The organism is Undibacterium sp. GW821-FHT11H02 (genome assembly GCF_058808015.1).
Genome location: NZ_JBXARG010000001.1, coordinates 354525 through 381312, shown reverse-complemented (window position 1 = coordinate 381312; position 26788 = coordinate 354525). Strand labels below are relative to the sequence as shown.

Annotated in this window: 24 protein-coding genes and 1 pseudogene; 21 read left to right on the top strand and 4 right to left on the bottom strand. The window is 45.5% G+C overall.

Going from position 1 to position 26788, the window contains the following annotated elements; translation table 11 throughout:
- The 8 genes and pseudogenes from AC1RR2_RS01670 to AC1RR2_RS01635 form a co-directional block, all read left to right on the top strand.
- Positions 1–1123: pseudogene (locus AC1RR2_RS01670) on the top strand (hypothetical protein); the annotation flags it as partial.
- Positions 1123–2046, top strand: coding sequence for a hypothetical protein (locus AC1RR2_RS01665; RefSeq protein WP_493220560.1), 924 nt, complete (start codon positions 1123–1125; stop codon positions 2044–2046). The pseudogene AC1RR2_RS01670 and the gene AC1RR2_RS01665, both read left to right, overlap by 1 nt.
- Positions 2047–2077: 31 nt before the next feature.
- Positions 2078–3769, top strand: a complete 1692-nt coding sequence (locus AC1RR2_RS01660; RefSeq protein ID WP_493220559.1) for a hypothetical protein — start codon at positions 2078–2080, stop codon at positions 3767–3769.
- 19 nt (positions 3770–3788) lie between these two features.
- Positions 3789–4007, top strand: a complete 219-nt coding sequence (locus AC1RR2_RS01655) for a hypothetical protein (protein ID WP_493220558.1) — start codon at positions 3789–3791, stop codon at positions 4005–4007.
- Positions 4000–4317 carry a hypothetical protein gene (locus tag AC1RR2_RS01650; RefSeq protein WP_493220557.1) on the top strand — a complete coding sequence of 106 codons (318 nt, stop codon included), beginning with the start codon at positions 4000–4002 and terminating at the stop codon, positions 4315–4317. Before AC1RR2_RS01655 ends, AC1RR2_RS01650 begins: the two co-directional genes overlap by 8 nt.
- Before the next feature lie 48 nt (positions 4318–4365).
- Complete coding sequence (locus AC1RR2_RS01645; protein ID WP_493220556.1) at positions 4366–4536, top strand: hypothetical protein; 171 nt, start codon at positions 4366–4368, stop codon at positions 4534–4536.
- A gap of 96 nt (positions 4537–4632) precedes the next feature.
- On the top strand, positions 4633–5604 hold the full coding sequence (locus AC1RR2_RS01640) for a lysozyme family protein (protein WP_493220555.1): 972 nt from the start codon (positions 4633–4635) through the stop codon (positions 5602–5604).
- Positions 5601–6113, top strand: coding sequence for a hypothetical protein (locus tag AC1RR2_RS01635; protein ID WP_493220554.1), 513 nt, complete (start codon positions 5601–5603; stop codon positions 6111–6113). Before AC1RR2_RS01640 ends, AC1RR2_RS01635 begins: the two co-directional genes overlap by 4 nt.
- On the opposite strand, the gene AC1RR2_RS01630 is transcribed toward AC1RR2_RS01635, so the two are convergent.
- Entirely contained in the window at positions 6093–6953 is an 861-nt protein-coding gene (locus tag AC1RR2_RS01630) for a hypothetical protein (RefSeq protein WP_493220553.1), read from the bottom strand. The two genes, AC1RR2_RS01635 and AC1RR2_RS01630, sit on opposite strands and share 21 nt — an antisense overlap.
- Before the next feature lie 401 nt (positions 6954–7354).
- Here AC1RR2_RS01630 and AC1RR2_RS01625 point away from each other — a divergent pair, with 401 nt between their 5' ends.
- Positions 7355–8050 carry a hypothetical protein gene (locus AC1RR2_RS01625; RefSeq protein WP_493220552.1) on the top strand — a complete coding sequence of 232 codons (696 nt, stop codon included), beginning with the start codon at positions 7355–7357 and terminating at the stop codon, positions 8048–8050.
- Between the two features lie 127 nt (positions 8051–8177).
- Complete coding sequence (locus AC1RR2_RS01620; RefSeq protein WP_493220551.1) at positions 8178–8504, top strand: hypothetical protein; 327 nt, start codon at positions 8178–8180, stop codon at positions 8502–8504.
- A 315-nt stretch (positions 8505–8819) separates the two neighbouring features.
- On the opposite strand, the gene AC1RR2_RS01615 is transcribed toward AC1RR2_RS01620, so the two are convergent.
- Both AC1RR2_RS01615 and AC1RR2_RS01610 read right to left on the bottom strand, forming a co-directional pair.
- The gene (locus tag AC1RR2_RS01615; RefSeq protein WP_493220550.1) at positions 8820–10208 is read right to left on the bottom strand and encodes a DEAD/DEAH box helicase; all 1389 of its coding nucleotides are present in this window, start codon (positions 10206–10208) and stop codon (positions 8820–8822) included.
- 132 nt (positions 10209–10340) lie between these two features.
- On the bottom strand, positions 10341–11135 hold the full coding sequence (locus AC1RR2_RS01610) for an inositol monophosphatase family protein (protein WP_493220549.1): 795 nt from the start codon (positions 11133–11135) through the stop codon (positions 10341–10343).
- 160 nt (positions 11136–11295) lie between these two features.
- On the opposite strand from AC1RR2_RS01610, the gene AC1RR2_RS01605 reads away from it, so the two are divergent.
- The 4 genes from AC1RR2_RS01605 to AC1RR2_RS01590 all read left to right on the top strand — a co-directional run bounded on the left by AC1RR2_RS01605 (position 11296) and on the right by AC1RR2_RS01590 (position 19222).
- Complete coding sequence (locus AC1RR2_RS01605) at positions 11296–12057, top strand: RNA methyltransferase (protein ID WP_493220548.1); 762 nt, start codon at positions 11296–11298, stop codon at positions 12055–12057.
- Positions 12058–12376: 319 nt separating this feature from the next.
- On the top strand, positions 12377–14242 hold the full coding sequence (locus tag AC1RR2_RS01600; RefSeq protein ID WP_493220547.1) for a type IV pilus assembly protein FimV: 1866 nt from the start codon (positions 12377–12379) through the stop codon (positions 14240–14242).
- A 229-nt stretch (positions 14243–14471) separates the two neighbouring features.
- The gene (gene purL, locus AC1RR2_RS01595; protein WP_493220546.1) at positions 14472–18473 is read left to right on the top strand and encodes a phosphoribosylformylglycinamidine synthase; all 4002 of its coding nucleotides are present in this window, start codon (positions 14472–14474) and stop codon (positions 18471–18473) included.
- A 236-nt stretch (positions 18474–18709) separates the two neighbouring features.
- Positions 18710–19222, top strand: coding sequence for a hypothetical protein (locus AC1RR2_RS01590; protein ID WP_493220545.1), 513 nt, complete (start codon positions 18710–18712; stop codon positions 19220–19222).
- 86 nt (positions 19223–19308) lie between these two features.
- Here AC1RR2_RS01590 and AC1RR2_RS01585 read toward each other — a convergent pair whose 3' ends face one another.
- Positions 19309–20553, bottom strand: coding sequence for a nitronate monooxygenase (locus AC1RR2_RS01585; protein WP_493220544.1), 1245 nt, complete (start codon positions 20551–20553; stop codon positions 19309–19311).
- 607 nt (positions 20554–21160) lie between these two features.
- On the opposite strand from AC1RR2_RS01585, the gene AC1RR2_RS01580 reads away from it, so the two are divergent.
- From AC1RR2_RS01580 to AC1RR2_RS01550, 7 genes are all read left to right on the top strand, one after another.
- Positions 21161–21640 carry an FKBP-type peptidyl-prolyl cis-trans isomerase gene (locus AC1RR2_RS01580; protein ID WP_493220543.1) on the top strand — a complete coding sequence of 160 codons (480 nt, stop codon included), beginning with the start codon at positions 21161–21163 and terminating at the stop codon, positions 21638–21640.
- A 167-nt stretch (positions 21641–21807) separates the two neighbouring features.
- Positions 21808–22086, top strand: a complete 279-nt coding sequence (locus AC1RR2_RS01575; RefSeq protein ID WP_493220542.1) for a DnaJ domain-containing protein — start codon at positions 21808–21810, stop codon at positions 22084–22086.
- The gene (locus AC1RR2_RS01570; protein ID WP_493220541.1) at positions 22083–22679 is read left to right on the top strand and encodes a hypothetical protein; all 597 of its coding nucleotides are present in this window, start codon (positions 22083–22085) and stop codon (positions 22677–22679) included. Before AC1RR2_RS01575 ends, AC1RR2_RS01570 begins: the two co-directional genes overlap by 4 nt.
- A 121-nt stretch (positions 22680–22800) precedes the next feature.
- On the top strand, positions 22801–23577 hold the full coding sequence (locus AC1RR2_RS01565) for a hypothetical protein (protein ID WP_493220540.1): 777 nt from the start codon (positions 22801–22803) through the stop codon (positions 23575–23577).
- Positions 23578–23601: 24 nt separating this feature from the next.
- On the top strand, positions 23602–24849 hold the full coding sequence (locus tag AC1RR2_RS01560) for a hypothetical protein (RefSeq protein ID WP_493220539.1): 1248 nt from the start codon (positions 23602–23604) through the stop codon (positions 24847–24849).
- Positions 24850–25103: 254 nt separating this feature from the next.
- Positions 25104–26048, top strand: a complete 945-nt coding sequence (locus AC1RR2_RS01555; RefSeq protein ID WP_493220538.1) for an ABC transporter ATP-binding protein — start codon at positions 25104–25106, stop codon at positions 26046–26048.
- Complete coding sequence (locus AC1RR2_RS01550; RefSeq protein ID WP_493220537.1) at positions 26045–26779, top strand: ABC transporter permease; 735 nt, start codon at positions 26045–26047, stop codon at positions 26777–26779. The genes AC1RR2_RS01555 and AC1RR2_RS01550 overlap by 4 nt, the downstream gene beginning before the upstream one ends.
- The last annotated feature ends 9 nt before the right edge of the window (positions 26780–26788 follow it).

Here is a 26788-nt window from a genome sequence, read left to right as displayed (position 1 = left end):
TGACACGGCATCCCAAGCGCTGGCACGCCAAAAGGCCGCACTGGACGAAAGTGTGTACGGTCTGTTTGAACAAGTCCAAGCCCTCAAAGCACAAAAGGCCGCTGAAGAAGCTGCCGCACAAAAGGCAGCAGAGATCGCGCAACAACGCGCCTCACTGCAAGACGAACTCAATGCACTGACTGACACGGCATCCCAAGCGCTGGCACGTCAACGTAATGCGCTCGATGAAAGCAATCGCGGATTGTTTGATCAAATCCAAGCCCTCAAAGCACACCAGCAAGCTGTTGAAATGGCAAAGAAAACGCTAGACGATGCCTTGTCTTCAGTTCAAAAATCAATCAACGCAGAGAAATCACGCATCTCAGTGATCCGAGATCTTGCGCAAGAGTCTGTCAACAGTTTGACGGGTGTATTTACGCTAGTACGAGATCAAGTAGAACAGATCTATGGATCAGTCGACAGCACCCGTGTGATGCAATCTGTCGCTGGAAATCAGTTTATCGATCAAGCCTTGGCCAATGCAAAAACAAGCGGCTATTTGCCAGATCAAAAACAACTAGCGGAGGCTATCGCCGCAGCGAGAAGCGGGCTAAACGCCAACGATTTTGCAAGTCAATACGAGGCTGATCGTGCATCGTTAGTCTTGGCTGGAAAATTGAGTCAGCTCTTAGAAATAACTGGCCCCCAACTCACGACCGCAGAGATCGGCTTGCAGGTCGCAAGGGACCAACTCGAAGCGCTCGATGTGCAGATGTCGATCGCTCAGGACCAAGTGAATGCGATCAATGGTGTCAATGCCAGTGTTATGAGCGTGAATGATTCTTTACTCGGGTTGTCTGCAGCTCTCCAGATGCAAAACTTTAGACCTGGCAGTGACGCCATTGTAGCGCCTACGTTTGCACCTAGCGTTGATGCGGGGGTGAACTACATTCCGCAATCTTTTAGCCAAGTTGCTAGCAATGCGAGTAACACAGCGCGCCTTGAAAAATTGGTAGAAGACTTGACGCTGGAAGTCCGGGAACTCCAAGTCATTGCAGGTAAGGGTAATGAATACTTGCTGCGAACAGCCACGGCTGTCAACGGGAATCCAGATCAACCTATTTTGGTCGAGGTAGTAGAGTAATGCACATCATTATTCCATTAAAAATCACAGAATCCATGATGGGTGCGGGCACATCAATCGCAGAGCCTGCAGCGGGTGAGACCGTGTGGATTTCGGGTGGATCTTACACACTGGGCAATTTTTGTATACGCACTGAAACTCATCGTGTGTACGAGTGTGTGCAAACACATACAGGCCGTACGACATTCCCGGAAGACGATCCCGCATACTGGAAAGACAAAGGTCCAACGCAACGACATGCGCCGTTTGATAATTACACAAGCACGGCGGTTAAGTCCACTGGATCCATTACTTACGTGTTGAGTCCTGGCTACTTTAATGTTTTGGCGCTTTACGGTTTAGTCGGATTATCGTTAAGCGTTGTAATAAAAGATGCGCCTGGTGGCACGGTAATTCGCAATAAAACTTATGATTTGTTAGAGCCCCCGCTTGGCGATTACGAATATCTATTCTCACCGCCAAAATACATCAACAAAATTATTATAAAAGATTTGCCGATTCGCCCGACTGCAGAGCTGACTTTGACAGTGACATCCTCAGTCGGCCAACCCGTAGCAATCGGTATGGCGAATTTGGGTGATTACAGTCCTCTATATGGCAATGGCGACTGGGGCGGGACGCAGTACGGTGCTACTGCTGAGCCTACGAATAATAGCTATTTCAAGCCCAACCCTGACGGCACGATTGATATTAAAGAGCGGATTAATGCAACAGGCATGCGAGCTGTCGTAGAGCTGCCACTTGATCAAGCAGATCAGGCGCTGGAGAAGTTGCAGTCAGTACTTAATATTCCCGTCAGTTGTATAGCCAGTGATTTACCGGGTTATTCGGGATTGAATGTATTTGGATTAGTTTCCTCAACAGTTGGTTACGACGATGTCGGCAAAGCAAAAATCAATATTAATGTTCGTGGTTATATCTGATCGCAAAAATAGATCACAAAGGAAAATATAAATGCCAGTTAACTCACCTCCAGCGATTTCGGCAGTGCCACCGCCACCAAATCCGGCAGATAGGCCTAACTATAATGCGCTGGCCTATCCTTTTGCGGCTGCAATAGCTATCTTTGGTGTAGAGATTTCAGCAGTTGCAGAAAACGTATTTGACAACGCTACCGACGCAGCCACAAGTGCTGAAACGGCGGCAACTCAAGCGGGTCTAGCTACGACAAACGGCGAGGCGCAAGTCGCACTCGCTACGGCTCAAGCGGGAATTGCTACTGATGCGGCAATTGCAGCCGGTAACAGCGAAACTAACGCGGCGGCAAGCGAAATCGCGGCGGCAGCAAGCGCCGTCACTGCGGTTAACGCGCCTGGCACGAGCGCAACAAGCGCCACAAGTCTGACTGTTGGGCCAGGGGCTCAGTCGCTGACGATTCAGACTGGGAAAAGTCTACCTGTCGGGGCTTCGGTCAAGATCGCTCACACCACTACGCCGACCACTTGGATGCACGGGGATATCACTTCGTATAACGCGGGAACCGGCGCGTTAGTTGTTAACGCCACGACGATTAACGGATCAGGCACGCAATCGGCTTGGACGGTTTCACTAAGTGGCCCTGCAGGCGTAAGCACGTACCCTAAGCGCGTGGTATCTAATAAAACTGCAGCATATTCTGTATTAGTCGGGGACCATGCTTCGGTCATTCGAACAACGTCAGGAACGGGAGATATCACGCTGCTTCCAACGGTTACCGCGACCGCCGGATTCTATTTCACATACGAAAATGAAACCTCTGCCGTTCGGCTCGTGACTCGTGTCGGGAGTGACACGTTTCAGGGCGGCGAGTCAAGCATCTCCGTACCGCCGAATTCAGCAGTTACTATTTCATGTGCGACCGCTTCGGCGTCTGGTAAGTGGAAAGTCGAAAGTGTGTCCGCTACGGGTACGGGCGCGAATTCCCTTGCTTTAGGTGCTGGCATAGCGTCGGGACAATCGTCGTTGGCGTTCGGCATTAACGGCACGGCAACTGCGTCCGCGCTGGGGACTATCTCTATAGGGTCAGGCACTGCCAGTACAGCCTACGCAATTGCGATAGGTTCGGGTACGGCGTCGGGGCAAGCGTCTATTTCTTTATCGGACGGCATAGCGACAGGGCAGCAAGCCGTGGCAATCGGCAGTAATACCGCAAGCGGTGTCCGGTCCTTTGCCGTGGGCGTTTTCGGTCTAGCTGATTTTCACGGCAAGCACGTACATGGGGCATATTCACCGAGGGGCGGCACGAATGGGTATTCACAATACGCTCGCACCGTGCTGTCTGCTTATGCAACAGCGACAAGCACAAATTATGTGCTAACAGCAGATAACAGCGGTGCCGCAAGCGCTTCGAACATCATTAACGTACCCCTGTCACGTCAAGTGACTTTTGTCATCTCAGTAACTGCGGGCAGAATAGCCAGCGCAGGGTCAGAGGGTGCGGGGTGGGAAGTCAAGGGTGTGATTCGTCGCGGAAACACTGGAAGTGTCTCGTTTATAGGGACGCCAACAGTTACGAGTTTGAGCGGTACGGCTCCAACGGGTTGGACTCTCACTGCGACGGCAGACACGACAAATCACGGGCTCGCGATTACCTTCAACATGGGCGCTACGGCAATGACAGCGGTTTCGGTAAGTGCAACGGTTCACGCATCCGAGGCAGCACTTTAATCTTAGGAGTAATAATCAAATGAGTGAAACACGAACTAACGCGCAGCTTAACGGGTTGCGAGAACAGCGCGACGCGGCCACAAATCACATTATTAACCTTGTGGGGGAGCTGGCAGTTTTAAAAGAACGAAACGAGGACTTAGAAAAGCGCCTAGAAATGGAGCTTTCGGCTAACCGTTCGCTCGGGCAGCAGATCGCTGAGCTTAACGAAAAACTGGGGGGTGTAGAAAATGGCTGATTATAAGCAATCCGAAGTTTCTGGTGTTTCATGGCGCCGCTTCAACCAGATTTTAATTTCTAACCCTAAGGGGGAAATGCCAAATATCCGACTAAGCGAAGAACTGATTACGACCCTAAACGGGCAAGACTTCTCGCAGTCCTTGCCCTGCATCCAATTTACGTTCGATCCCAGCTTAGTGATTGAGCACTGTGACCGCGACACGCTAGAAGCCAACCCGTCTAAGACAATGACGGCTCTAGAGCTTTACGGCTGGGTCTTTTCGCTGTGTATTCAAAAAGGAAGAGCTGAGGACGCAGCACAATCTTAATGCGAGTCAGAAATGCGCCAATAACATTTAAATTTGAAAGGGAAAGTGATGCCAGAAATCGACAACAACGAACGAAAAGAGCTCATTAAAGAAGCAATTACAGAGTGGCTTGATAAGCAGTTTGCCACTTTCGGCAAGTGGGCTTTTGCAAGTCTGTTCTCGATTGGTCTCGCAGCATTTTTCTATTTCGTCTTAGTTAATAGCGGGTGGAAAAAATGATTTTTGCAGTCGTCGTTTTAATTGGGTTAGTGGTGTGGATTTATACCCACTACGACTTGGAATGGGTAGGTTTTAAAAAACAGAAAGGACATCAAAGTGATTAAAAAATTTTTTACGCGCAAGCGTACGTGGGGCGTCTGGGGGATCCCGATTATCGTGATTGCCTTGCTCTTATATACTGATCCAGATCGAGGCGGGTCCACTCGCGACATGCTTATGAATTTTGTGACTGTCGGGTTAGCATTTACGGCCGCGCATTTCCTGCGCAAGTTTTTCTTCGATTACATCAAGATTTCAGATCATGTGACAGAGGCTAAAAAAGGCAATATCGCTTCGGCTATTATCGTATTGGCCGTGACGATCTTTATCTGTGTCGCAGCACTGATCTTCTCAACCCGTGCCCACGCCCAAGACGTGAGAACCTACGTGCCGGCTGCAGCTGAGAAGTATTGCCAGATGCTACAAGATGAGCGATCGCAGTTGTGGCAAGCACACCCTGCGCCTGCAGCGCTCTGCAGCTTGGTAGAGCAAGAGAGCTGTATTAGCCTAAAGCACAGCAGATGTTGGTCGCCAACATCGCGTCTGAAAACCGCGCGGGAAGAGGGCGCAGGTTTTGGACAAATTACCCGGGCATACAATCAAGACGGCTCGATCAGATTTGATGCGCTGGCTTCGACCAAGTTACTTGATGCAAGTCTTGCTGAATGGTCGTGGTCAAACGTTTACCAGCGACCAGACTTACAGCTGCGCTCAATCGTCGTGATTAATCGCGAGTGCTTTACGCGCCTCTCTCGTCTGGTAATTGACTCGAGTCAAGTTCTGCGAATGTGCGACGCTGCATACAACGGCGGTTACGGCGGCATGCAATCAGAGCGCCGCGCCTGCGGGTTGCGTCCTGGATGCGATCCACAAAAGTGGGTTGGCCACGTCGAAAAGATCTGTTTGAAATCAAAAGTTAAATGGCAAGGCTACGGCAAATCCGCGTGCGATATCAACCGCGAGCATGTGACTAATGTCTTTGACGTACGGTATCAAAAATACGTCAAATTTACACAGGTGAAAACATGATGGCCGCAATTTTACCGTGGTATGTCCGTCTCGGTTTTTTCGGTATGGCGGGGATTTTGGTGTTTGGTTTAGGTGTGATGTATGGCGACAAACGCACAGGCCAAGCGCATATCGACTATATCGAGCAACAAGCAACAGCGTCGGTCAATCTAATGCAGCGTCGTCAGCTCGTCGTCACAAAGATCGAGACGAAATACCGCGACAGACAAAAAATCATTTATCTAAACGGAGAAGAAATTGAAAAATCAGTTAAAGACTTTATCTCGCCGGTTGCTGATGCTCGCTGCATCGTTAACACTGGCTTCGTGCGTATCCACGACGCTGCCTGGACAAACACCCCTCCCGGAGCCGCCAGTGATACTGATGGAGAACCCGGGCAAGTTTCGCTTGCTGAAGTCGGTGAAGCCACAGCCCATAATGCAAAAGTCTGCCATGCGTGGCGAGAACAGGCTTTAGGTTGGCGAGAATTTTTTTCTGCAATGCAGGTACTAAACAAAAATATTAACTAAACCCATTTTGTGCATTAGGACTGCAATAGCACCAAGCAATAGTACTATTGGGAACAGCAGTTCTCCAATGTGCCAATTGAATATTGTTCTCAGAGTTGCGGTCAATATATGTATTAGGCTAATTGGCCATAATGGTTTGAAATTAATTGTGAAGTCTATATGGGAGTACCCTTTGTGATCAGGCTTTAGTCGTTCCGCGTCGTTTGGAAAAATCAGTTCTTCCTCATTAATATAAAAAACAATCTCAAAGTTAGATTGCACACCGAATTCATGGTGAAATTCAACTATTTCTTGTCTCTTATCCTCTTCGACACGAAATTGATTTCTTTTTACGAATAGCGCTATTGAAAAAGTTGATTTTTTAAACAGTCTTTGGAGGGGAGAATCGGATGTGGATACTTGAACTGGTAATGCGTAAATTCCCCATATGAATAGATTTAATGGGGTCATTGCTTTGGTTAAAGGGTTTCTTCCATTTCGATGAAATTCAATCTGGTCGTTTTTCTCAGAATTTTCGGACGATAGCACTTTCTTTGTCTGTTTTTCGACTTGTTTTGCGAGTGATATAGAAATCGAATTTTTAAATATGGTACTAAGTTTTTTTGTGCTTTCGGCTGTACTTTTTGCTGTAAAAAACCGAAAGCTCAGATAGCCTAAAATGACAGCCAATAAATGAAGAAATTTTTCTGAATTGATTGCTACGTCATTATTGGCCGATGTAGCCAATATCTTGTTTAAAATCCCATGGAGGGAAATATTAAGATACTGTGCTCCAATAATTGCCGAACATGTAATTACTAGATTTCGCCTAGCTTTTTCTTCACTATCCTCAATACTCATAATTACCTTTCGTTGGTAAAAGAACAGAGCGCCAGCATCGCTGCGGAAACAGCGATACTGGCCTCTCATCACTGGTATAGGCAGTAAATCAAGCGTAGGCTCTGCTACCCTCCGGAGGGCGCGCAAAGCTTAGCATAATCATTTACAAAAAGGTTTACTAATGCCAACACTCCCAATCATCCCGACATTCGACGCATCTTTGCTGATTTTGAAATGGATACTGTGCCGATTAAATACACCGTGGGTGGTGGTGCGATGACTATGGAGCGGTCGGAGGTAATTGTTTACAGCTGGGACCGGTCGCTCGATCCGGTTGGACTGTTTTAATTCTCGAAACACTGCAAATTATTGTGGTTCGTTTAATGTAATATTTGCAGTGTTGATAAATAGCTGGAGTTGAAATGAGTGCTGATAGCAATAGCGTGACAAAATTTCTCTATTCACTGATAGAAACAAATAATATTTTAATGCTGATAGTTCTTGGTGTTATAGGTTTCCTTTTTTGGACTTTGCGTAACTACTTTGCCAAATTTGCTGACACTACAGCAGATATAGATGCACGGCTTTCAAAGTTGGATGATATCGTAAAGGAACAAGTGCGGTTAACCCGTGCAACGGAGGCAATCAAAATTGATCTCGGTCATGCTGATTGGTCACGAAAAGAATCCATAACAATTCGACGCTTGAAGTTAGAAGAGCTAGTTTTGGCAGTTATCAGTGTAAAGGATGAAAGTTTAGAAGTTTATCGAGCGATGAGCAGTGTTGAGGATAGCATTAATGTTTTTGCCTATTCCGGAATGGATAAAGTACGAATGCTATCCGGGCTATATTTCCCTGAGTTGGACAATTTGGCGAATGATCTTTTTGAAAAACAGTCCGCCTTAATGGTTTTTTTTGTCGGTGTACGAGAGAAATTTAAGACACTGAGATACGACCTAGAACAAGGTAGGCCTTCCAGTGCTGAAGTCGAATCAAAAATTCAATCTTTGTACAAGGAAATACGAGTTGAGGGAATGTGCGTACTTCAGGCCGTATTAATTGCGACTCGTGACTATCAAATTAGGTGTCATTCGATAATGTCTGGAATAATTCCATAAAAACTCCTTGCGACTATGCTCCATTTCATTTGTAGCAATTTCTTCTTGTTAAGCTACATTTTTGAAATTTTCTAGAAATGATATTTCCTAGATATAATACTGAACGTTTACACAGTATTATGCAGATATGAAAGCCTATCTAGTCAAGATGCGTGAAAGCGGCATCGTCATCCCAAAAAAGCGTTTATTTGACCGCTACCGACCAGCATGGAATGGTGAACTCAGTCTGCGCGAAACAACAGACAAGCAAATGCACCGTCTCTCTCGGCTTGCAATTTTTGATCGTGACATCACTGTTGATAAACTATTTGATGCGCAGATTTTGTGGATCGAGGGCGACCGTTTCGCGCTAACAGGATTTGAGCGGGTCAACACGCCAAACGGCGAAGTTGAATATGCGCAGACATGGTTAGTTTTGACTAAGAATGTACTGGATGTTCAAGAAGGTAGATGATTTATTGTTTCGTGCTTGGTTTTGGCGTAGGTTTTAGCGTAAGTTATTTTTTTTAGTTAATGCTTTTCACTCTACAAACACCGTGCTTCATCATCGGTGTGTGGGTTTCGGTAGTGGCCATATTATTTTTGATATTTTGTGAATTGAGTGCGGAAGACTTTGAATTTCTCAAGGTGAGAAATCATAGCGTAAATACATAGAATGGCAGTGCAATTACGATGATTTTTTTAAAGCCCCGTATTCATTAATGAAAAACGGGCAATGCTCACACATTTGCCCGTTTTGTCTTGCTAATTACTTCAACTTGGCTACAAATTAGGCGCCGCCGCGACCACCTGAACGACGTGGTGTGCTTTGTTTAAATGCTGGTTTCGCTCCAGCAGGTTTTGGCCCCGCATTGCGTGCGACATTGCTGCCTGCTGCCTTCGGTGCACCCTGTGGGCGGCTTGGTGCTTTGCTGCGATTTCCGCCGCCGCCATTTCCAGCACTGCGGGCACGACCCTGCGCCGGATTGGGAAAGCTGCGCAATTGTATTGGTTGTGCTTTTGCGTGTGGGTCTGGAATGAAGCCGTCAATGATTTCTTGGGGAATTTGGCGTTTGATAAATTTCTCGATATCCGCCAAAAGTTTGAATTCATCGACGCAGACTAGAGACACTGCTTCGCCAGTCGCACCAGCGCGACCAGTACGACCGATGCGGTGTACATAGTCTTCTGCTACGTTTGGTAGGTCGTAATTGACCACATGGGGCAATTGATCAATGTCGATACCACGGGCTGCGATGTCAGTAGCAACTAATACAGTCAGGCTACCATCTTTAAATTCTGCCAAAGCTTTAGTACGTGCTGATTGACTCTTATTGCCGTGAATCGCCATCGCATTAATTTCATCGCGAATCAATTGTTCGACAAGTTTGTTCGCGCCATGTTTGGTGCGGGTGAAAACTAACACTTGTGACCACTTATGGGTCTTGATTAAGTGCGCTAGCATCGCCTGTTTTTTATCGCGGTCTACTGGATGTACTTTTTGTGCGATGACTTCAACGGTCGAATTGCGGCGAGCAACTTCTATCATCGCTGGGTTGTTCAGTAATTTGTCTGCCAGTGTCTTGATGTCATCAGAGAAGGTCGCTGAGAACAATAAATTTTGGCGCTTTGCGGGAAGTATTGCTAATACTTTCTTGATGTCATGGATGAAGCCCATGTCTAGCATGCGATCCGCTTCATCCAATACCAAAATTTCGATATGGCGCAAATCGATGGTGCCTTGTTGATGATGATCGAGTAAGCGACCTGGTGTTGCCACTAACACGTCTACGCCGGTTTTAAGTAATTTGACTTGCGGGTTGATGCCCACGCCGCCAAAGATCACACCAGAATTGAGCGGCGTATGTTTGCCATAAGTGGCGACGCTTTCTTCCACTTGGGCTGCCAATTCGCGGGTCGGTGTCAACACCAAAACACGGATATTGCGGCGGTCAGTTTTGTTTTTTGGAGCAGGTGCGCTGCGCAATAAACGTTCTAAAATCGGTAAGGTAAAGCCGGCAGTTTTGCCTGTGCCTGTTTGCGCACCTGCGAGTAAATCACCGCCTTTGATGACGGCGGGAATCGCCTGCGCTTGTATCGGTGTAGGAGTGGTGTAGCCGTGTTCGCTAACAGCGCGAACGATGGACTCGGAAAGACCGAGATCTGAAAATGTGGTCATGCTAATTTCTATATGAAACAAACTTCCCGCAGGGAGCGGGAAAGGTTTGGGTGCTGCTTATTTTGGCTTTTTAATGTACTGCTACGGCTGTGCACATCGCCTTTTGTTTCAGAGCGATGTGTTAAGACCTATTTATTTTGCGAAAGCTTGTAGAGCGTTGACCATTTGGCCGAATACTTTTGGCGTGCCTGCAAGAACGTCGCCTTTGTACAGATAATCTGATTCGCCAAAGAAAGTTCCAACGATGCCACCCGCCTCAGTCACAACTAAAGAGCCCGCTGCGATATCCCAAGGCGCTAAGCCTTTTTCGAAGAAACCATCCAAACGACCCATGGCGACGTAAGCCAAATCGAGAGCGGCAGCGCCTGGACGACGTAAGCCTTGGCATTTTTGCGTCATGATTTTGTACATTTCCATGTATTCATCGAGACCCGCCATATCGCGGCCAGAGAAGCCTGTGCCGATTAAGGCATCAGCGATCTTGTCGCATTTGGTAACGCGAATACGTTTGTCATTCAAAAATGCACCACCACCTTTGGATGCAGTGAACATTTCATTGCGGCTAGGATCGTAGATGACAGCTTGGGTAATAACGCCTTTTTGTTGCAAGGCGATGGAAACGCAATATTGCGGGAAACCGTGAATGAAATTGGTTGTGCCATCAAGCGGGTCGATGATCCAGACATTTTCATTGTCGTCATGTAAGTTTTTGGATGCGCCAGATTCTTCAGCAAGAATTGCGTGATCAGGGTAAGCGGAAGTTAGCACCTCAATAATCGCAGCTTCGGCAGCGCGGTCAACTTCAGTGACGAAATCGTTGTATTGCTTTTCGCTGACTTGGACGCGGTCCACATCAAATGAAGCACGATTAATAATAGTCGCGGCACGACGAGCGGCTTTAATTGCCGTATTGAGCATTGGGTGCATAGAGTTTCCGTTAAAATGGCGGCAGCTCAGCCTTGAGTCTGAACTAGACCAAGGTCGTGAAGATGTCGCACAAAGATGAATTAAAGAGCGGTGGCGTCACAATTTATTGTCCATTATTGACATAAACAACAAAAATTAACGCGCAATCGCGCTATTTTAAATGAACTTAGCTATTTCTGATACATCTGTTTTTGATCGCCTGCGAATTATTCTGGTCGATACTAGTCATCCCGGCAATATTGGTGCCGTAGCACGTGCTATGAAAACCATGGGATTTTCTGATTTGCGGCTAGTCAATCCACGTTTTGACGATGCACTGACAAATCCTGATGCGATCGCTTTCGCTAGTGGTGCGCAGGATATTTTGGCCTCGGCTAAGGTGGTCGATAAGATAGAAGATGCCTTGATCGATTGCCATTTCGTTGCCGCTGTGAGCGCTCGTTTGCGAGAATTTTCACCGCCTGTTATAGCACCGCGTGAATTTGCCGATAAATTAGTCAAGGTGATGACGCAGCCTGTGGCTTTGGTATTTGGTAGTGAACGTTACGGTTTGCCGAATGAGATTGTAATGAATAGTAATGTGCTTATTAATGTGCCGGCGAATCCCGAATATTCATCTTTAAACCTGGCGCAGGCGGTGCAAATTTTGGCTTACGAATGTCGCATGAGTGCTTTAGCAAGTTCTGATTATTTAGCGCCAAGGTCTGAGGTTGGTTTTCAGGGAGAGCTGGCCTCACTGGATCAAGTCGACGGCATGTATCAACATTTGGAACAGGCGCTTATCAAAATTAATTTCCTGAACCCTCACAGCCCTAAGAAACTGATGCCAAGATTGAAACGCTTATTCTCGCGAGCTCAACTAGAGGTCGAAGAAGTGAATATAATGCGCGGAATTTCAAAGAGAATTTTAGATAGGGACTAAAGTTTTTCTGCTGTCTTTTGAGATAGTTTTAAATGAAATTACTTGCGTTTGAGACTAGGGTTTTTACTTACTATGACTGTCGTATTGTGTCTTTTAGTCAAAATTAACTTGTTTTAAAGTAAAATTTGATGCTTTTGTCTTTGAATGTGCATGTAAAACAAGTAACATTGTATTGAGTTAATTGAGCTGTTGCGCAAAAGCAATCTAGTCGACAGCTCGCGATTTTACGTAACTAGATATCGCAGCTGTAAATTAAGAGGAAACTATTATTTCTGTTCGCCTGCATCATTTTTGTTCACGTTTTCTAGCGGTCTTTCTGATGTTTTCAGGCTTGACTATGCCTGCGTTCGGCCTCGGCTTGGGTGAGATCAAAGTGCGTTCATTTCTGGGGCAAACCTTGTTGGCTCAGGTTGAAATTGTCGGAGATGACGCAGAAAACCTGAATGCCTCGTGTTTGCGTGCCCGTGTTCTGAATATGGATGGCGTGTTTCTCACTAGTGTCAACATCGCGTTGCACCAAAATCAAAAGAAACGGGCACTTTCCTTTACAACAAAGCAGCATATAGGTGAGCCAGCAATTACTTTGGTTATTGATATTAATTGCGAGACGCAATTACACCGTGAATTTTCGATCTTGCTCGATCCTCCTGAGTTGATGGGAAATCCAACATCACTTGTTCGTGAAGAATCTCCATTTGTTAATGATAAGACGCATGGAAAAGCTGTTCCTGTTTCAGAGCAGCCGCTTATTGCCTCGACCAAAGAAGTCGCGCCGAAAAAACGCGAGAATAAAGATAGCGGCTTGGTTCCTGCTTCCGACTATGTAAACAAGTCAAATCAACCCGATCGACCGCTGAAAAACGAAAATAAAAAGGCGAGGGCGAGAGATGTTCTAAAGTTGTCTGACGATGTGTTGGTCTCAACATTGCAGCAGGGCCTGCGGATGAGCGATGTACTTAGTACTGAAGCTGGAAAAGAGTTGATAGGAAATATTGAAGAATTAAAAGCAGCACAGGCAAAAATGGCCGCCATTTTGCGTGACGAAGTTGGGAGTGCCAGCGCCGTTGTGCGCCCTGACGAGTTGAAAGAAATTGAAAGTTTAAAACAGCAGGCAGATCAATTAAAAAAACAAAATCTACTCGATAAGGCTGCGTTGACTCAGTTGCAAACTAAGCCGACGTTTGATTTATGGTTAATTATTTTGGCGATAGTGGCGATTGTTGCTATCTTAATTATCTTATTTTTGTTGCTTTATATTCGCAAGAATTTAAACTCAAGTACGCCTACTTGGTGGGAAGATGAGTCTCTTGAGAGTGAGATCGTACCGCCTCAAAAAATTGAAGATGCGATCAAGAATCTAAAGGCGAAATATGAGTCGCCTGGTGCCAACTTGGATGATGATTTTGCCGCTATAGATAGTAAAAACGTATTTGCCCCTTCTGCCCCGAAAGAAAATGTTCATCTCGCGGATGCCTCAATTGACAAGCCGGTAGCCCAACAAGACAGCTTTCAGCGGACACCAAGTCTTGAGGAGACGAACAGCAGTATTTTTAATTTCTTTACACCAAGAGGCAGTTCGGTAAAAGTTGAGGAGATTTCCGATGTAACCCAAGAGGCAGAATTCTGGATTTCGATGAATGATCCTCAAAGAGCGATTGAGATTCTCTCTGCTCAGGAAAAAATTGAGCATCCCGATTCGCCGCTGCCTTGGTTGTTTTTGCTTGATTTATATCGTGTGGTAAAAGATAAAGAAAAATATGATCAATTGCGTGATCGTTTTGTCGTATTCTTTAATGCCAATATCCCTGAGTACGAGGCAGATTTGTCGGACGTGGTTGAGCGGCACTTAGAGGACTTTCCACATTTAGTGCAACGCATTTGTGAGGTCTGGGCTGGACAAGAGATAATTCCTTACTTGGAAAGCTTGCTAGTCGACGATAGAGAGGGGAAGCGCGCAGGATTTGAATTACCAGTTTATCGGGATATTTTGATGCTTCTAGGCATTGCTCATGAAATTGATAAAATTATGGCAATTGAAGGTCCAGTCAAGGTCAGTCCAGCGCCTGAAGAGACTAAAGAAGAAATTAAAATACCAATAGATCCTGTCCTTGAGGCTGATTTCGGAACAATTGAGTTCGAAACCATTGATTTTCCAAGAATGGAAAATTCAAAAAAACAAAAATAGCATCTATTCTGCACGCCGATGTTTCTATGGAATGCAGAGCGAAAAAACTTGATGTGAGCTTATTCCTGTTTATCCTAGTTAGCCTTAGCTAAGAACAGGCTGGAGTCATCGCACACATCAAGGTATAATCTCGCTTTCCGTTCCAACCCGCAATGTGTCTGTGCTCTCTCGTGATAATGCTAGTGCGAGCCTCAGAAATCAGCCACTTTGCCTCAACTTCATTCACGCCATGTTGATATTGCCAGGCTCTAACGCCCTGTCTGCTTTCCGAACTAAGAATTTATTGTCCCGCTTGCAAGCTGTTGATGCCAATATTGTTGGTGTGACGGCTCGTTATGCGCATTTTGTTGATACTTCAGCGCCATTGAGCGAAGTCGATGTTAATCGACTGAAAGCGCTTTTGGTTTACGGTGATGCATTCACTGGTAGCGAAGAGGGCGATAGTTTTGTCGTGATTCCACGTTTCGGCACGATTTCACCGTGGGCATCGAAAGCCACTGACATCACGCACAATTGCGGCATGCAACAAATCAAACGTCTAGAGCGCGGCGTTCAGTATTTTGTGCAAATGAAATCTGGTTTGTTAGGCGGCGCCAAGAAGTTATCAGTAGAAAGCAAACACGGCGTGATCGCCCTATTGCATGATCGTATGACTGAAATGGTGCTGGAAGATCTGAATGCCGCCAGTGGTCTCTTCACCGAATTAGAAGCTAAACCTTTAGAGTATGTGGATGTTTTAGGTGGTGGTAAAGCCGCTTTAGTTGACGCCAATAGCGCGCTAGGTTTGGCTTTGTCGGATGATGAAGTCGACTATTTGGTCGATGCTTTCACGACAGCAAAGCGTAATCCTACTGATGTTGAATTGATGATGTTTGCGCAGGCCAATAGTGAACACTGCCGCCACAAGATTTTCAATGCTGACTGGACTATCGATGGCGAGAGAAAAGATATTTCTCTGTTCGGCATGATTAAGAACACGCATCTGTTGCAACCGAAAGGCACGATCGTTGCGTATAGCGATAATTCCTCCATTATGGAAGGTGCAACTGTCACGCGCTTTTATCCAAATGGTGCAGCGAACGGTAACGAATACCAAGCATCAACTGAGTTGACGCATACGTTGATGAAAGTAGAAACGCATAATCATCCAACAGCGATTTCTCCATTCCCAGGTGCATCGACAGGAGCTGGTGGTGAAATTCGCGATGAAGGCGCAACAGGCCGTGGTGCAAAACCAAAAGCTGGTTTAACAGGTTTTACGGTGTCTAATTTGAATTTGCCAGGCAATGTACAAGCTTGGGAAAACGCCAGCGATGTCTTGAGTAACAAGCTGACGACTCAGCAATATGGCAAGCCAGATCGCATCGCTTCGCCTTTGCAAATTATGATCGAAGGTCCGATCGGCGGTGCAGCGTTCAGCAATGAATTTGGTCGTCCAGTATTGGGCGGTTATTTCCGCACTTACGAACAAAATGTTGGCGGCACAGTGCATGGCTACCATAAGCCGATTATGATCGCAGGTGGTATCGGCAGTATCAATGATAAGCACACGAAAAAATTTGATTTGCCGGTCGGTAGTTTGTTAATCCAACTCGGCGGTCCAGGTATGCGCATCGGTATGGGCGGTAGTGCTGCGTCGTCGATGGCGACTGGCACGAATACAGCAGATTTGGATTTTGATTCTGTGCAACGTGGCAATCCAGAAATGGAACGCCGTGCGCAAGAAGTGATTAACTCTTGCTGGCAATTGGGTGACAACAATCCTATCTTGTCGATTCATGACGTGGGTGCGGGTGGCTTGTCGAATGCTTTCCCTGAAATCACCAATGACGCAAAACGCGGTGCGATTTTTGATTTGCGTAAAGTGCCTTTGGAAGAAAGTGGCATGGCGCCGAAAGAAATCTGGAGTAATGAATCACAAGAGCGTTATGTGTTAGCGATTGCCCCGGAAAGTCTGCCTTTGTTCCAGTACTTCTGTGAGCGTGAGCGTTGCTTGTTTGCCGTTGTTGGTACTGCGACTGAAGAGCGTCAACTCAAAGTGATCGACCCATTGAATGACAATGCGCCAGTCGATATGCCGATGAATGTATTACTCGGCAAACCGCCAAAAATGCATCGTGAGGTTGAACACGTTCAACGCGATTTCCCGTCGATTGATTTGACGGGTATGGATTTAAAAGTCATTGGCGAGCGCGTCTTGAGTTTGCCAACGGTCGGTGATAAATCTTTCTTGGTCACGATCGGTGATCGCTCTGTTGGTGCGATGTCAGTACGTGATCAAATGGTCGGTCCATGGCAAGTACCAGTGGCAGATTGCGCGGTAACTGCAATGAGTTTAGAAGGCCATTTAGGCGAAGCAATGTCCATGGGAGAACGTACTCCGCTAGCGGTGATAGATGCAGCTGCTTCTGGTCGTATGGCGGTCGGTGAGTCAATCACGAATATCGCAGCAGCCCCAATCTCCAGTATCGAGAGCATCAAACTTTCAGCGAACTGGATGGCCGCTTGTGGTCAACCTGGTCAAGATGCAGCCTTGTTCGATACGGTTAAAGCTATCGGTATGGAACTCTGCCCAGCTTTGGGTATTAGTATTCCAGTGGGTAAAGATTCTTTGTCCATGCGTACCACATGGAAAGATGAAGGTGTCGATAAGGCAGTTACTTCACCTGTATCGTTGATTATTTCAGCATTTGCGCCAGTGTATGACATCCGCAAATGTTTAACACCACAGATTAAATTGGATGCAGGGGATACCAGCCTGATTTTGATTGATCTTGGTCGCGGCAAGAATCGTTTAGGTGCATCGGCCTTTGCGCAAGTCATGCAAAAACTCGGTGATCAGACGCCAGATGTCGATAGTGCGGATGACTTAAAAGGTTTCTTTGCAGCGATTCAAACCTTAAATCAAGATGGCAAAATCTTGGCTTACCACGATCGCTCTGACGGCGGTTTGTACGGCACTTTGTGCGAAATGGCGTTTGCTGGTCGTAGCGGTTTAGCGATTAATCTCGACATGTTGACGATGGAAAGCGAGCACGCGGCAGATCAGGGCGATGCTAAAAATTGGGCAGGACAGGTGGCTGAACGTCGCAATGAGTTAACTTTACGAGCTTTGTTTAACGAAGAATTAGGTGCGGTGATTCAAGTTCGGACTGAACAGCGCAGTGAAGTCATGGATGTCTTGCGTGCGCATAATCTGGGTGCATGCAGTCACGAGATCGGTAAGCCAAATAGCAGCGGCATTATTTCTTTCATGCGCGATGCAAAAGAAATTTACAAAGAATCCCGCAGTGCTCTGCACCAAATCTGGAGTAAAACGAGCTGGCAAATTGCCCGCATGCGCGACAATCCAGATTGCGCAGATGCAGAATACGCACGTCTGGCAGATGAGTCAGATCCAGGCATGCAACCGAAAATTACTTTCGATGCACAAGCCGATATTGCGGCACCCTTTATCGCAACGGGCGCACGTCCTAAAGTCGCAATCTTGCGCGAGCAAGGTGTGAATTCACATATAGAAACAGCGTATGTGATGCACAAGGCAGGCTTTACGGCGGTCGACGTTCACATGAGTGATTTGATTGCCGGTCGAGCTAAGTTGGCGGATTATAAAGGCTTGATCGCGGTAGGCGGTTTCTCTTACGGGGACGTCTTAGGTGCGGGTGAGGGCTGGGCGAAGACAATTTTGTTCAACGCCATGATGTCTGAGCAATTCTCTGAATTCTTCCATCGTAACGATACTTTCGGTATGGGTATTTGTAACGGTTGTCAGATGATGAGCAATTTGAAGTCGATCATTCCAGGTGCGACTGCATGGCCGAAATTCACTAAGAATAAATCCGAGCAATTCGAAGGCCGTTTCTCTATGGTTGAGATTCTGGAATCGAAATCGATTTTCTTCCAAGGTATGGCTGGTACGCAGACACCTATTGCCGTGGCACATGGTGAAGGTTTTGCGGACTTTTCCACCACAGGTGATATCAATGCGGTGCAAGCCGCGATGCGCTTTGTTGATCATCGTGGTCAGGCGACAGAAGCTTACCCTTACAACCCAAATGGGTCACCACGCGGTTTAACTTCGGTTACAAATGAAGATGGTCGTTTCACAGTAATGATGCCACATGCTGAGCGGGTATTCCGCAGTGTCTTGCATTCTTGGGCGCCAGATTCTTTTGGTGAAGACTCACCATGGATGCGTATGTTTAGGAACGCGAGAGTTTGGGTGGATTGATCTAAGCTGACTGGGGAAATGCGAAACGCAGAGTTTGCTGAAAAGCGCTCTGCGTTTTTTATTCTCTAAGTGATTTCCTTAATTGTCCAGATGCTGATTGCTTGACTAAAATCATAGCGTGATATTTTAGGCATGCATTATTCGTACTTTTCCCCAAGTCTGTTGTATGCGTGCTCAATATTTATTGATTTTCAGAATAATTTGAGTCTTCTGCCGGCAAGGAAAAGGGTCCTTAGATGGATGATATATTTTTTGATAAAAGTGAAAAAGGTCGAGAAGAGCTAGTAACACGTAAATATCAGCTGCCCGCTAAATTGCGCCCATTGCTGGTAATCATAGATGGTAAGCACTGTTCTTCGGTTCTCTTAAAAAAAGTGGCTGGCTTAGGACTCACAGAAGATAGTTTGGCGACTTTATTGGAGCAAGGATTTGTTGTGCAAAAGGACATCCTGCCCACCATTATCCCGGTTGATAAGAGCCTTTCTCATGTGCCCAAAAAACGTGTGCTCTGCACTCCCAAGCCAGAGCGAATTGTGGCGATTCGTCAATTTTTTAATGAATCAATTAAGAGTAAGTTAGGACTGCGCGGATTTGCTCTGCAATTAAAAGTAGAGCGTGCGGTGTCAATTTTTGATTTTTTGGAGTTAGGTGAAGTTCTTATCGATTCAATACAAAAGTCTAAGGGAGTAGATGTTGCGCGTTTGATTCGATCAGAATTGGATGTTTTGCTTTATGACTTTATTGACTAGTCGTATTGAACCTAATTGCAATGAACCGTCTTTGGCAAAAAAACGCTGAAATATTTCAGCGTTTTTTTGTTTGATCTGCTTATTATTTACTCGGGTAAAGCCACTTCGTTGTTAACGCTGAATTGATAGTCGCGGAACACATGCTCAGCTGACAGTAAAGCATAAGTGCCATCAGCCAATTTATGCGTGGTATCTTTTAAACGATAGGTAGTTTGACCGCAGGTCCAGCACTTGAAGTTACGCATATGCGTGCACAAACAAGTTTTGTCCATGACTTTAAAATCTTTGTTGTTTGGATTCGCTTCTACTTCGCGATTGTAGGCTTCTATATACGAACAATTCCCGTTTCCATCTAGCAGATAACCGTAGGCTTCACAGCCAGGGCGTATGTTTGAGCCAATCGCAGGCGTATTGTTTAGCATACGCATAGGGTAGCCAGTCGGAGAAATGGTATTGACGATGATTTGCTCTTCTTGCGCCTTGAAGTATTCTTGCTTAACGTCATCGGGCAAGCCACATTCTTTGGTGACAGTGAAGCGTGTCGCCACCTGCACGCCGCCGGCACCGGCTTCCAAAAATGAAACTGCATCGCTGCCAGTAAATATGCCACCAGCTGCAATTACAGGAATATCTAAATTTTCATCTTTTAAATATTGAATGACTTCAGCAACGATAGTGTGTAAGTCATATTTGGCCCAGTCTAAACCGAAGCCAAGATGGCCGCCTGCTAATGGACCCTCGACGATAATGTAATCCGGCAAACGATTTAATTTTGCATTTTTCCGCAAAAATAGTTGTAGTGCTCGCACAGAAGAGACGATGATGCCAAGTTTGGCATCACGGAATCGTGGATGGTCTTCCATCAAACCAAATGATCCAAGATGCAGCCCAGCGCTTAAGGTGATACCGTCAATGCCAGCGTCTAGGGCAGACGCGAGGCGCACACGTAGGGTGTCGCGTGGACCATTCATGGTCAGTTTTTCCATGCAGTTGACGAAAATCATACCATCGCCTTGCTTGGCTTCCATAGTTCTACCCACGTGCAAGCGGGTTGCTTCTGCTAACAAATCAAGGTCAAATTTAATATCAGTCTTGTCTGAATTGTTGATATTGTATTTGTAGAGTTTGGTTTTATCTTTGATGAAACTGGTATCAAATCGACGATCGGAGACATCATGTACCAATGCGTCAGAAATATGTCCGACGCCACCCAAGCGTGCTGCTACTAAGGCTAATTCTGCGGTTGAAATATCCACGCCCATGCCGCCTATCATAATCGGCACAAGTTCATGTTTGCCTAGACGCAGGCGAAAATCATCTACACGTTTCATTGTTTTCCTTGGACTACATTGCTATTTTAAATTTTCAAATCTAATTGTGCTTCGAGATGGCGTCAATGCTATGCTATAGAAATATCTAATTGCTGTGCATGTGTATCGTTGGTCGTTATCATCTTGTCTCGAAAAATATTCGTATTTGTTATGCTTGTCTGACCTTTGATTTGTTTGACGATACTTATAGGCCTGAAATGTGACCGGAATATAGTTCAAACGAAATTAGGAATACTTTTAGAATTCCTTTTCTAAACATGAGCAAACTAATAAAACTGGTCGGTCAAAAATTTCTACAGGCGCAATTCTACCCCAGGTGGTCTTTTTTTTGACCTTGAAGATAGAAAAACCCCGAATTCATTAGGTTTTCTCTCTATTTTCTTAAGTAAGATCAGACTTCATCCCGATTTTTTAAACTTATTTGTTGCTTGCCTGCTAGGCGCATACTTTCTTACCTCAAATTAGGTGCATAGTTTTTGATAAATCTTCGGTATAGATGCTCTGTTACAATGCTAACTTTCGAAGTAATGAATTATCTTTTCTTATCGGCGTTTTCTGATTGCGCGCAAACTCAAGTTAATTTTCAGTTAATTATCAAATCCATTCTATGCAAATCTCTAAAAATTCAGTAGTGACTTTAAACTACACCATGTTTGATGACCAAGGTACGGTCATTGATAAAAATCATCAACCTATAGTCTATTTGCATGGCGGTTACGACAATATTTTGCCAGCTGTCGAAGCTGCATTGGATGGTCAGACCGTCGGAAAAGTTATATCCGTATCGATGGAGCCTGAAGATGCTTTTGGCGAATTTGATCCGAGTTTGGTGCATGAAGAAGAAGTCGGTCTGTTTCCGCCAGATCTGGAAGTCGGTATGATGTTTGAGACGCGGGATCCAGAAACCGAAGAGGCAGCACAATTTCGTGTTACAGCCATTGACGCTGGTATGGTAACAGTCGATGGTAATCACCCTTTAGCCGGTATGTCGGTACGCTTTGATGCGGAAATTTTGGAAGTACGTGCCGCGACCGAAGAAGAGATTGCACATGGTCATGTACACGGCGAACACGGCCACGATCACTAATCATTTCAAATTGCTAGTTCTCTATATTCAGAGATAGGATTTGTCGTAGTTTTTGAGTTTCAAAAGTGATCAAATTCTGTATTTCACATTTGCGCAATGTGTTTCATGGGCTTGTATTTGGAATGCAATGCGCCATTTAAATGACTTTCATTGTGAGGTAATAAGACGTGAAAGACTATTATTTTATTCTCGGTGTGGCAAGTAATGCTGCACTTGCGGATATCAAAAAGGCGTATCGAATTAAGGCCGCTGAGTTTCATCCGGATCGCAACAGTTCGGAACTGGCACCCATCAAATTTCACGCGGTAAAGGAAGCTTACGACGTTTTATCGGACGAGGCTGCACGCACCGCCTACGATGAAAATCGTCGTCGTAACTTATTAGAATCGCCTATCGATACGGCCAGTGAAATTTGGAAGAATTATTTATCAGGAGTACTGCAGTGAGATTTTCACGCTATTTTCAAGAATTAATGTTGGCCTATAAAGCAGAATTGGACGACTTGCGTTCTGATTCTGAAGGAAAAGATGTGATGCGTCATCGTTTGAAAGAAAAGCGCGAACAGTTGGCTTTTTTATTGCCAATGATGGGTTCAAATCCTGAGATGTTGGCACCAGCGTTTCACAATGCTTTTTTGTTCATGAATCCTTTGAGTTTTGAGTCGTTATCATCTAAGGAAGCAAATAAATTGCCTTCTTGGAAGAGCCTTGCCGCTGCGGTGAAGCTGGAACCTTGGGCAGAAAAAATGGCGCAAATGGTGTTGGCAGAGCCTGAGGGTGATGCTTTCATGGTCACCGCGGCTTGTCTTGAGTATTTGAGTCGCAGTCACCATACCAAAGTACAAGCGACATCGGCGGTGGAGGATGACGATGAGGATAACAGCGAGCATAGTGACGATGCCGAACTACACGAAAATGGTGATCTCGACGGCAATTATGGTCGACATGGCCGTGACGATGGAGATGACGGTGACGATGTTGATTTGGAAGAGGCTGGTGCAGATTGGTTAGCAGAGCAGGGTTTTGATCGCAAAGATTGAAGCATCTGAAACAAAATTGTTGTTTAGTTATTTCGGTGTCTATTTATATAACGATGATAGCGACTTTATCTAAATCAACAGTAACAGTGCAGCGACAGTAAATACGTCTAAGGAATAGAAAATGAATTATCCAGCCTTGATAGAAGCGCAGAGCTTGGTACAAGTTGGCGATATCGCCGGTGCAGAGCACGCTCTGGCAACTTTAGCAGAGACGCAAGGTGACCAGGCATTGGTCGCTGCGTTAGATGAGTTCCCAGCGAAAGATTTGTTGGCGATTATTCGTGAATATGATTCTTCCAAAGAATCTCTGGTCAATTTGCTGGTGACACCAGAACAGTTCGCGCAAGCCGTGGTATTGGAAAAACGCTATAAGGATCTGACCCATGAGCAGTTGCGTGGCATGATTAATTCAGTCATTTTCCGTGAAGGCGCGGATGCGGCAGAATTTCTGTATGAAATAGCTGAAGTGGAGGGGGGCTATGATTCGCTTGCAGACTATTTGCAAGAGCGTACACAAATGGTCGAACACTTTTATCGCTACGCGACTTTTGATTTATATGAGTATGGAGATGAAAGTAAGACGCAAGCAATTGATGATGATCTGCTGAATTTAACCCGCGATACCGAGACACGTGCATCGGCTATGGAAAGAGCGAACGTCGAAGATCACGATTGGATGGAAGTTACGTATATTTTGCGTTATGAATTGCCAGAAATCTTCCGTGAAGTGTTGATGAAATTGCGCACTCGTTATCAAGTGTATCTGCGTAATCTGCAAAATGATGAATTTGCCGAAGGCGGTGCCGCAGAAACAAATGATGAAGATGAGGACGATGTTGGCGCGCCGAAGAAAAATACAGATGACGGTGATGATGACGATGAAGAATCTGCTTTGTAAACTTGCTTAGAGATGAATTTAGTTATGTCTGAAAATCAGCAAGCGTTGGCGATTTATGATGACCGGCCGTTTTTCGAAACGGCTTTGCGTCATGGCATGCGTATGGCCATTATTACGCAAGCAAAATTGGCGATGATAGAGGCGGAGGCGCCGAAAGGCTTGGTGCAGATAGCGGAAGCTTTTGGTAGTAAGTATTTGCGCCCTGAAATTGAGACGGCTTGTAAGCGCATCGTCAATCTCGCCAGTTTATACTTATTAGAAACCTCACAAGGTGATCTGGATATTGCGGCTAAATTGATACGTGATAATACTTTTTTGACCTTGTCTCGTGGTGGGTCTGGTTTGTTGAAGGCTTTGTTTGCTTTGCCTGAATATGCCTTATTGGGACGTGAGCAAAAAGCGCGGATGGAAGATTTTCTTGATGTCTGGTCTTTAAAAGATAAGCCGCAAGAATATCGCAATTTACTCGCACATCGCCAGAGTAATGCCTTGGAGATTGAAGCCGGATTTTGGTTCGGACGTGCGATGGATGTTACGCAAACGGAATTGCAAGAAGAGGATGCTGAGGCATTGGCGGTGGTTCGCACAGCTATTTTGAAACGTCTTATTGGTGATGCAGATGCACCTATAGAAAATCAAATTGAATTCGCGCAAATCATCGAAGCGCTGCGTAAAGAAGCAAAATCGAAAACGAAGAAAGCAAAAATTTTCGAAGCGCAGCGAGCACAAGAGCAGGTCTTTGCGGAGCCGATTCCAGCGAAATTTCTTGATTTGAGCCGTCAAGTGTTAGATGAAATATTGACGCGCGACATTCCGATGATTTTAGATACCAAGAATTCCTTAGACCGTTTGGTGTTTGAATTGAAGGAAAGGTATTTTATTTGTGCGCATGAGTTGGAAGACACCTCTGACTATGATGCTTTGGTTTCCAAAGAATGGGCTAAGCTTACAAAAGGTAAAACCGATATCGATTCTCTATTGACTTTGTTTTTATGTATAGCGGTAGACGTGCCTGTGAAAACCAGCTTGCCTGAAAAGACCGCAAAGACCATTATCAAAAAAATTCGTGAACATGGATTGGATGCGCAAAAATCTATCGCTTGGATTAAGTCGACCGCACCACATGAAAAGCAAGAAGGTTTGCTACAGGATTGGGCTGACTTTGTCGAGGAAGCGCCGACGTATCTGCTCGACGATTGGGACACGAATTACAGCGGTGCTCTGCGTTTCTTGAGTGAAAATTGTCATATAGAAAAAAGCCTTAAAAAATGAATTGTCGATTAATTTTTGAGGTTTGAAATAGTAGTACCCCAAATCAGCAAATCAGCAAATCAGAAAGCCGCTCCCATTAGCGGCTTTTTTTATTGCGCCAAGTGGTAAGCCTTGTTCGCATTAATTGTATTTTTTGCTTTGTGCATGAATACGGAAGTTTCATCGGGGTTTTGCGAAGTTTCATCGCGTGCTTCTGTGTTGATGAGACCTAAGCCTTTACTATTTTCACTGCAAGTAGATCTTGGAGAAATAATATGCAAAGTATGGCGATACGGATGACGGGCGTGGTGAAGCGTTTTAAGCAACATGAGGTGCTCAAAGGTTTGAACTTGGCTGTACCCGAACGGAGTATTTTTGCGTTTTTGGGTAATAACGGGGAGGGTAAATCGACGGCGATACGCTTGATGCTGGGTTTATTGCATCCCGATCAGGGAACGATTCAAATTCTTGGGTGTGATATTGCGAGAGAGCGCAATGCCATTTTGCAGCAAACTGGCTGTTTGGTTGAGGCACCTAGCGCCTATCCTAATCTGACAGCTCGAGAGTTTTTGCGCATTGCATGTAGCTTGAAAAGTTTACCGCGAACTGAAATTGATCGTGTCTTGGAAATCGTTGGTTTAACTGCGGATGGTCGTCGTTTAATAGCGCAGTTTTCCTTAGGAATGAAGCAGCGCCTGGCATTGGCGCATGCCTTGGTTGGCTCTCCTAAATTGCTGATATTAGATGAGCCAGGCAATGGGCTCGATCCTGTGGGAATGCAGGAAATTCGCGGATTGATTGCAGATCTTCCCAAGGCTGGCAATTGTACGGTGCTGATTTCCAGTCATCAGCTTGATGAGGTCGAGAAAATTGCAACACATGTAGCGCTTTTGAAAGAAGGACGCGTGCAATTTCAATCTGAGATGAGCACCCTTTATGCGCAGCAAGACGGTTATTTAACATTGACCGTAGATGACGCGCTAACTGCACAGCAAGTGTTAATCGAGACGCTATTGGATCAGGTTTTCGATGTGACGATCACGAGCGCGCAATCTTTGCGTGTAGATCGCATTCCCCAGGAGTTAGTTTATAGAGTCAATGCTTGTCTGATCAAAGCCGATCTGCGTTTGCATCAGTCTATATTTGAAAAGCCAACGCTAGAGCAATGGTTTCATCAAAGTACACAGGACGTTCAGACTAAGCTCAGGAGGGCAGCATGATTTTCAAATTATTACGGTTAGAGCTGCTGAAAGTACGCCGATCGTTGGCTCTATTGATGATGCTATTGTGTCCTTTGATGGTGACGGTGCTCTGTTTTTTTATTCAATTAAAAAATCATAGAAGCGGCCCGATTCGCTGGGAAATGTATTGGGCGGGAAACACTGCGATTTGGGGCTACTTCATGCTGCCTTTGTTTATTGCATTGGCTACCGGTTTATTGAACGGTAACGAACACAGAAATGCGACCTGGCGTTTGATGTTGACGCTGCCTATCACGGCACGTCAATTGTTTCTGGCTAAATGTGTTTTAGCGATACTCTTTGTTGTTGGCGCAAATCTTGCGCTATTTGCTCAGATCGCTTTGAGTATTAGTATTTTTGGGATGTTGGGATTTTCTACTGAACAGGCTTTTCAGTATGATTTTGTCCGTAGTTTTCTTCTAGCCAGTGTATGCAGTTTGCCTATCGTGATGGTGCAACATTGGATTAGTTGGCGCTTGCAAAATATCGTTGCGCCACTGGCAGTCGGCGTGGTCGCCACAATGGGGATTATGCAGATTGGACAATCTAAAGATTGGGTATACTACCCTTGGGCTTACGTCATGATGGCGCTCAATGGAACCGCACCTGACATCGCGATGCGGGCGACGACACTCGCATGCCTAGTCGCTAGTGCGATGTTGATAGTTGCAACGTATTGGATTGGTCGAAAAGGCACAGAGTTTCAATGAGAACAAAGA

Coding starts and splice junctions, on each gene's coding strand:
- AC1RR2_RS01605 (WP_493220548.1), top strand. CDS start 11,296: ATGAACTTAGCTATTTCTGATACATCTGTTTTTGATCGCCTGCGAATT.
- AC1RR2_RS01650 (WP_493220557.1), top strand. CDS start 4,000: ATGGCTGATTATAAGCAATCCGAAGTTTCTGGTGTTTCATGGCGCCGC.
- AC1RR2_RS01580 (WP_493220543.1), top strand. CDS start 21,161: ATGCAAATCTCTAAAAATTCAGTAGTGACTTTAAACTACACCATGTTT.
- AC1RR2_RS01665 (WP_493220560.1), top strand. CDS start 1,123: ATGCACATCATTATTCCATTAAAAATCACAGAATCCATGATGGGTGCG.
- AC1RR2_RS01555 (WP_493220538.1), top strand. CDS start 25,104: ATGCAAAGTATGGCGATACGGATGACGGGCGTGGTGAAGCGTTTTAAG.
- AC1RR2_RS01620 (WP_493220551.1), top strand. CDS start 8,178: ATGAAAGCCTATCTAGTCAAGATGCGTGAAAGCGGCATCGTCATCCCA.
- AC1RR2_RS01615 (WP_493220550.1), bottom strand. CDS start 10,208: ATGACCACATTTTCAGATCTCGGTCTTTCCGAGTCCATCGTTCGCGCT.
- AC1RR2_RS01560 (WP_493220539.1), top strand. CDS start 23,602: ATGTCTGAAAATCAGCAAGCGTTGGCGATTTATGATGACCGGCCGTTT.
- AC1RR2_RS01610 (WP_493220549.1), bottom strand. CDS start 11,135: ATGCACCCAATGCTCAATACGGCAATTAAAGCCGCTCGTCGTGCCGCG.
- AC1RR2_RS01645 (WP_493220556.1), top strand. CDS start 4,366: ATGCCAGAAATCGACAACAACGAACGAAAAGAGCTCATTAAAGAAGCA.
- AC1RR2_RS01590 (WP_493220545.1), top strand. CDS start 18,710: ATGGATGATATATTTTTTGATAAAAGTGAAAAAGGTCGAGAAGAGCTA.
- AC1RR2_RS01565 (WP_493220540.1), top strand. CDS start 22,801: ATGAATTATCCAGCCTTGATAGAAGCGCAGAGCTTGGTACAAGTTGGC.
- AC1RR2_RS01625 (WP_493220552.1), top strand. CDS start 7,355: ATGAGTGCTGATAGCAATAGCGTGACAAAATTTCTCTATTCACTGATA.
- AC1RR2_RS01635 (WP_493220554.1), top strand. CDS start 5,601: ATGATGGCCGCAATTTTACCGTGGTATGTCCGTCTCGGTTTTTTCGGT.
- AC1RR2_RS01655 (WP_493220558.1), top strand. CDS start 3,789: ATGAGTGAAACACGAACTAACGCGCAGCTTAACGGGTTGCGAGAACAG.
- AC1RR2_RS01600 (WP_493220547.1), top strand. CDS start 12,377: ATGTTTTCAGGCTTGACTATGCCTGCGTTCGGCCTCGGCTTGGGTGAG.
- AC1RR2_RS01550 (WP_493220537.1), top strand. CDS start 26,045: ATGATTTTCAAATTATTACGGTTAGAGCTGCTGAAAGTACGCCGATCG.
- AC1RR2_RS01660 (WP_493220559.1), top strand. CDS start 2,078: ATGCCAGTTAACTCACCTCCAGCGATTTCGGCAGTGCCACCGCCACCA.
- AC1RR2_RS01630 (WP_493220553.1), bottom strand. CDS start 6,953: ATGAGTATTGAGGATAGTGAAGAAAAAGCTAGGCGAAATCTAGTAATT.
- AC1RR2_RS01585 (WP_493220544.1), bottom strand. CDS start 20,553: ATGAAACGTGTAGATGATTTTCGCCTGCGTCTAGGCAAACATGAACTT.
- purL (WP_493220546.1), top strand. CDS start 14,472: ATGTTGATATTGCCAGGCTCTAACGCCCTGTCTGCTTTCCGAACTAAG.